This window comes from Micromonospora sp. KC606, from assembly GCF_004348675.1.
Taxonomy (GTDB): Bacteria; Actinomycetota; Actinomycetes; order Mycobacteriales; family Micromonosporaceae; genus Micromonospora.
Window position 1 is genome coordinate 1 of record NZ_SMKN01000303.1, and the last position, 5337, is coordinate 5337.

Sequence of the window (5337 nt, forward strand, 5' to 3'; positions counted from 1 at the left end):
GGTCACCGTCGGCGCGGGCAGCGTCGGGCAGGGCACGACGGCCCCGGGAGCGGGGGTCGCCGGCGCGGCACCCGCCGGGACGGGCGTCCCGGCGACCAGGAGGGCGGCGGTGGCGGCTGCCAGAACCTGGGCTCTCATGGTGAGGCACCATACCGAGACAGACGGTCTCCGCCGGGCAACGCCCGCCCGGCACGCGGGCCCGGCTCATGCCGGGGTCCTCCAGAAAACGCTTGCCCCGCGTTGAACGATCTTCGGGCCGTCTCCGTATCCATGACCGCTGGGACGGACCGGGCTACTGCCAATGCCGGGGCGACGGACACCGGGCCTCCCGCACCCCCACCGCACCGCCGGGCCGCCTCCGACGCGACGCGTCGACGGCCCGGCGGAGACCAGAGGAGAGGTACATGGCCAGGCCTACGCGGAAGAACGCCGTCCTCAAGCTCGGCGGAGTGGGCGCCCTAGCGGCGCTGCTGCTGGCCGGAGGACTGCAGCTCGCCTCCGCCGGCGAGAACACCGGCAAGAGCGCGGCGCAGTCCGTCAACTGCCCGACCGTTCGCGACAAACTGCCGGCGATCCCGGCGGCGGCGGCCGCCAACGTGGAGCGGGAACTGGCCAACCTGGACGAGGAGATCGCCCGGCAGAACGAGCGCCTGGCGAAGCAGGCGGCCAACCCGCAGGGTGGTCCCAACTTCATCAACAACGCGATCCTCGGTCCGCTGAAGAGCAAGCGCGTCGCGGTGCTGGACCGCATCGAGATCTCCTTCAACCGCGTCGGTGCCCCCCGCCCCGACCTGGACAGCTTCGCCACCTGCACGCTGAACGCCCCAGGCGTCGCCAGCGCCCTCAACAGCTCCGTGAAGGCCACCGCCGGCAAGGCCACCGGGGGTGCCGGCACCGTCGCGGCGGCCCAGACGGTGAACTGCCCGACGCCGCAGATCCCGGCCGTCCCGGCCCAGGCCGCGGCGAACGTCCAGGCCGAGCTGAACCAGCTCAACAAGCAGATCAGCGAGGCCAACGCGCGCCTGGCCCAGCAGGCCGCCAACCCGCAGGGCGGCCCGAACTTCATCCAGAACACCATTGTCGGTCCGCTGGCCGACAAGCGGAAGGCCGCCCTCGACCGCATCGAGATCGCCTTCAACCGGGTCGGCCAGCAGGCCCCGAACCTGGACGGCTTCGCCACCTGCGGCCTGAACTGATCTCTCGCACCAAGCTGCGACGGCCCGGCGGGTTCTCCCGCCGGGCCGCGCTTCCCAGCGCGGCCCGGGTGACGCTGACCGAGGCCGGTGGTGGTCGGCGCGCTCCGGTGACGGGGAAGGCTTGGCGCCGGTCCACCCGGCTGCGGGGCCTCTGGCACGTCATGCGCCACCGCGACAGCGCCGACACCACCCCGCCCGGTCCGCCGAAGATCAGTCAGTCGCGGCCTGGCCGTTTTCGGGCGGGGGCGTGGCCTCGTCGGAGGCGCCGTGAGGCGTGACCCGGCCGGTGGCGGCCAGGTAGCCGTAGAGCTCCACCGAGGCGCGCAGCCGGCGCAGGCTGCGCTGGTGCAGCTCCTGCTCGCGCCGGGCCAGCTCAGCGCGGACCCGCTGCGGCCGGCCGGTGGTGCGCATCTCGTCGAGGACCGCCGCGACGATCTCGAACGGGTAGCCACCCCGGCGCAGCAGCGCCACCACCTGCGCGGCGCGCAGCTCGGCCGCGTCGTACACCCGGTAGCCGGTGCCCGGCGCGCGCACCGGCCGCAGCAGGCCGCGCTGCTCCCAGAGCCGCAGCTGCGTGGTGCGGACGCCGACCAGGTCGGCGACCTCGCCGATGCGCGCGCCACGGCGCGGCGCCGGCACCGCCGGGCTGACCACCACCGTCTCGAAGGCGCCGAGCACCCGACGGATCTCCGCCCGCTCCCGGTCCAGTTCGGCGTGGCCGGCGTCGAGCGCGGCAAGGGCCGTCGCCAGCTCACCCCGGTGCAGCGCGGCCATCACCTCCCGGGTACGCGCCCAGCCGTGCCCCTCGGCCATCCGCCGGACCACGGCGAGGGCGTGCACGTGCACGTCGGTGAGCACCCGGTAGCCGCTCTCCGTCCGGGTGGCCGGCGGCAGCACCCCCTCGTCGAGGTAGTTGCGCACCTGCTGGGTGGAGATCCCGGCAGTCGCCGCGACATCGACCACCCGCCACCGACCGTTTCGCACCGAGCTACCGTACCGCTTACACGATGGTTTGAGACTTTCCGCCCCAGATCCCGTTCCCACCTGTGGGCTTCCTCGGCGAACCTTACACAGGTTATTCAATGAGAAAATCGAAGGCATGCAGCAACCAGCGCAATCCGCCGCCGACAACCACGACGTCATCGAGGTGCGGGGTGCCCGGGAGAACAACCTCACCGGGGTTTCGGTCGACATCCCGAAGCGACGGCTCACCGTGTTCACCGGGGTCTCCGGGTCCGGGAAGTCGTCCCTGGTCTTCGGCACCATCGCCGCCGAGTCCCGCCGCCTGATCAACGAGACCTACAGCACCTTCCTCCAGTCCTTCATGCCGAACCTGTCCCGTCCGGACGTCGACTCCCTGCGCAACCTCACTCCGGCGATCGTGGTCGACCAGGAACGGATGGGGGCGAACTCCCGCTCGACGGTCGGCACCGCCACCGACGCGTACGCGATGCTGCGCATCGTCTTCAGCCGCCTCGGCACCCCGCACGTCGGCGGTGCCGGCGCGTTCAGCTTCAACCTGGCCGAGGGGATGTGCCCCGCCTGCGAGGGGCTGGGCCGGGTGTCCGACCTGGACGTTCAGGCGATGGTCGACGTCGAACGCTCCCTCAACGACGGGGCGATCCTGGTGCCGAACTTCGCAGTCGACTCCTGGTACTGGCAGACCATCGTCGGCTCCGGCCTGTTCGACCCGGACATGAAGCTCCAGGACTTCAGCCCGCAGCAGTGGCAGGACTTCCTGCACAAGCCGGCCACGAAAATCAAGGTGGGGAGCAACAACTTGACGTACGAAGGGCTGGCGGTCAAGGTACGCCGGCTCTACCTGGCCAAGGACCGCGACTCCATGCAGCCACACATCCGGGCCTTCGTGGACCGGGCGGTCACCTTCACCACCTGTGCCGACTGCGGCGGCGCGCGGCTCAACGCCGCCGCACTGTCGTCCCGGATCGCCGGCCGCAACATCGCCGACTGCTCCGCCATGCAGATCAGTGACCTGGCCGAGTTCGTCCGTGGCATCGACGACCCGTCGGTGGCGCCGCTGGTCGCCAACCTGCGCGAGACGCTGGAGTCACTGGTGGAGATCGGGCTCGGCTACCTCAGCCTCGACCGGGAGTCCGCCACCCTCTCCGGGGGCGAGGCGCAACGGGTGAAGATGGTCCGCCACCTGGGCTCCAGCCTCTCCGACGTGACCTACGTCTTCGACGAGCCCACCGTCGGGCTGCACCCGCACGACATCGCCCGCATGAACGACCTGCTGTCGCGGCTACGCGACAAGGGCAACACGGTGCTGGTGGTGGAACACAAGCCGGAGACCATCGCGATCGCCGACCACGTGGTCGACCTCGGGCCCGGCGCCGGTGCCGCGGGCGGGCGGATCTGCTACGCCGGCGACGTCGCCGGGCTGCGCCGCTCGGACACCCTGACCGGCCGCCACCTGGACCACCGCGTCACGCTGCGCGACCCGGTCCGCCGGCCGACGGGCCACCTGCCGATCCGTGGCGCCGACACGCACAACCTGCGCGACGTCGACGTGGACATCCCGCTCGGGGTGCTCACCGTGGTGACCGGGGTGGCCGGCTCGGGCAAGAGCTCGCTGATCCACGGCTCGCTGCCCGGGCGGGACGGGGTGGTCGTGGTGGACCAGTCCCCCATCCGCGGCTCCCGCCGCAGCAACCCGGCCACCTACACCGGGCTGCTCGACCCGATCCGGACCGCCTTCGCCAAGGCCAACGGGGTGAAGGCGGCACTGTTCAGCGCCAACTCCGAGGGGGCCTGCCCGACCTGCAAGGGGATCGGCCTGGTCTACACCGATCTGGCGATGATGGCCGGCGTCGCCACCATCTGCGAGCAGTGCGAGGGCCGGCGGTACACCGACGAGGTGCTCACGTACACGCTGCGGGGCAAGAACATCAGCGAGGTCCTCGCCATGTCCGTCGCGGAGGCACGGGACTTCTTCCCGGGCGGGCAGGCGCGGGCCGTCCTGAACCGGCTGGCCGACGTGGGGCTGGGCTACCTGGGCCTGGGGCAGCCGCTGACCACCCTCTCCGGGGGCGAGCGGCAGCGGCTCAAGCTGGCCATCAACATGGCCGAGAAGTACAGCACCTACGTGCTCGACGAGCCCACCACCGGCCTGCACCTGGCCGACGTGGACCAGCTGCTCGCGCTGCTGGACCGGCTCGTCGAGGCCGGCAACACGGTGATCGTCATCGAGCACCACCAGGCGGTGATGGCGCACGCGGACTGGATCATCGATCTCGGACCCGGGGCGGGGCACGACGGTGGGCGGGTGGTCTTCACCGGCACCCCGGCCGACCTGGTCGCGCACGGCGGCACCCTCACCGCCCGCCACCTGAGGGAGTACGTGACCCGCTGAGCCGCCCGCCCTGCCGGGGCGGCCCGAGGCCCGCTGCCGCCGCCCGCCGGTGGTGGCGGCGGGCCGCTGCGGGCGGATGCTCCGGGGCGGCGTCGCGGGCGGGCGACCCGCCACCAGCCTCGGCGGGTCAGGGCAGCCGGCGCAGCCAGCCGCGCTGCCACGGGGTCTCCACGGCGCGTGGGTGGTAGCGCGCGCGAACCCACCCCACCGCGGCTGCCGGCGGCAGGCCGTCGAGGATCGCCAGCGCCGCGAGCGCGGTGCCGGTTCGGCCGATTCCGCCCCGGCAGGCGACCTCCACCCGCTCCCCGCCGTGTGCCCGCCGCAACCCCTCACCGAGGGCGTCGAGGGCATCGGCCCGGTCCAGGGGCAGCCAGAAGTCCGGCCAGCGGATCCGCCGGTGCGGCCAGGCAGGCGTTGGCCCAGGGGCCAACAACAGCGCGAAGTCGGCGGGCGAGACCGGCGGGTCAGCGACGCGGCGCCCGCGTACCGTCGCGCCGCTCGGCAGCACGACCACCCCAGGGGTCTCGGACCAGTCCATGCGGGGATTCTGGCACCCTCGACACAGACAGCGCCGCCCCCGGCCCAGACGGGTCGAGGGCGGCGCTGGGGTGTCGGTGTGCAGGTCGCCTCTCGGCGAGTGGCGCGACGCGGCTCCAGCCGGACGGTATTCCGCGACGGCAGTCAGGTGAGGCCCGGGGACACTGGACACACCGACACCTGACTCAACACACTACCCGCCCCCGGCTCTTCCACCACGCCTCGTGACCC

Annotated in this window: 4 protein-coding genes; 2 read left to right on the forward strand and 2 right to left on the reverse strand. The window is 72.6% G+C overall.

The annotated features are described in order from the left end of the window. Positions 1-404: 404 nt before the first annotated feature. Entirely contained in the window at positions 405-1196 is a 792-nt protein-coding gene (locus E1193_RS29770; RefSeq protein ID WP_132186471.1) for a hypothetical protein, read from the forward strand. 210 nt (positions 1197-1406) lie between these two features. Here E1193_RS29770 and E1193_RS29775 read toward each other — a convergent pair whose 3' ends face one another. Continuing rightward, the gene (locus E1193_RS29775; protein WP_207922922.1) at positions 1407-2180 is read right to left on the reverse strand and encodes a MerR family transcriptional regulator; all 774 of its coding nucleotides are present in this window, start codon (positions 2178-2180) and stop codon (positions 1407-1409) included. 115 nt (positions 2181-2295) lie between these two features. On the opposite strand from E1193_RS29775, the gene E1193_RS29780 reads away from it, so the two are divergent. Then, entirely contained in the window at positions 2296-4569 is a 2274-nt protein-coding gene (locus tag E1193_RS29780) for an excinuclease ABC subunit UvrA (RefSeq protein ID WP_132186473.1), read from the forward strand. 127 nt (positions 4570-4696) lie between these two features. Here the strand turns inward: E1193_RS29780 and E1193_RS29785 are convergent, their stop codons facing one another. Beyond that, the gene (locus E1193_RS29785) at positions 4697-5107 is read right to left on the reverse strand and encodes a protein phosphatase (RefSeq protein WP_132186474.1); all 411 of its coding nucleotides are present in this window, start codon (positions 5105-5107) and stop codon (positions 4697-4699) included. Positions 5108-5337 lie beyond the last annotated feature (230 nt).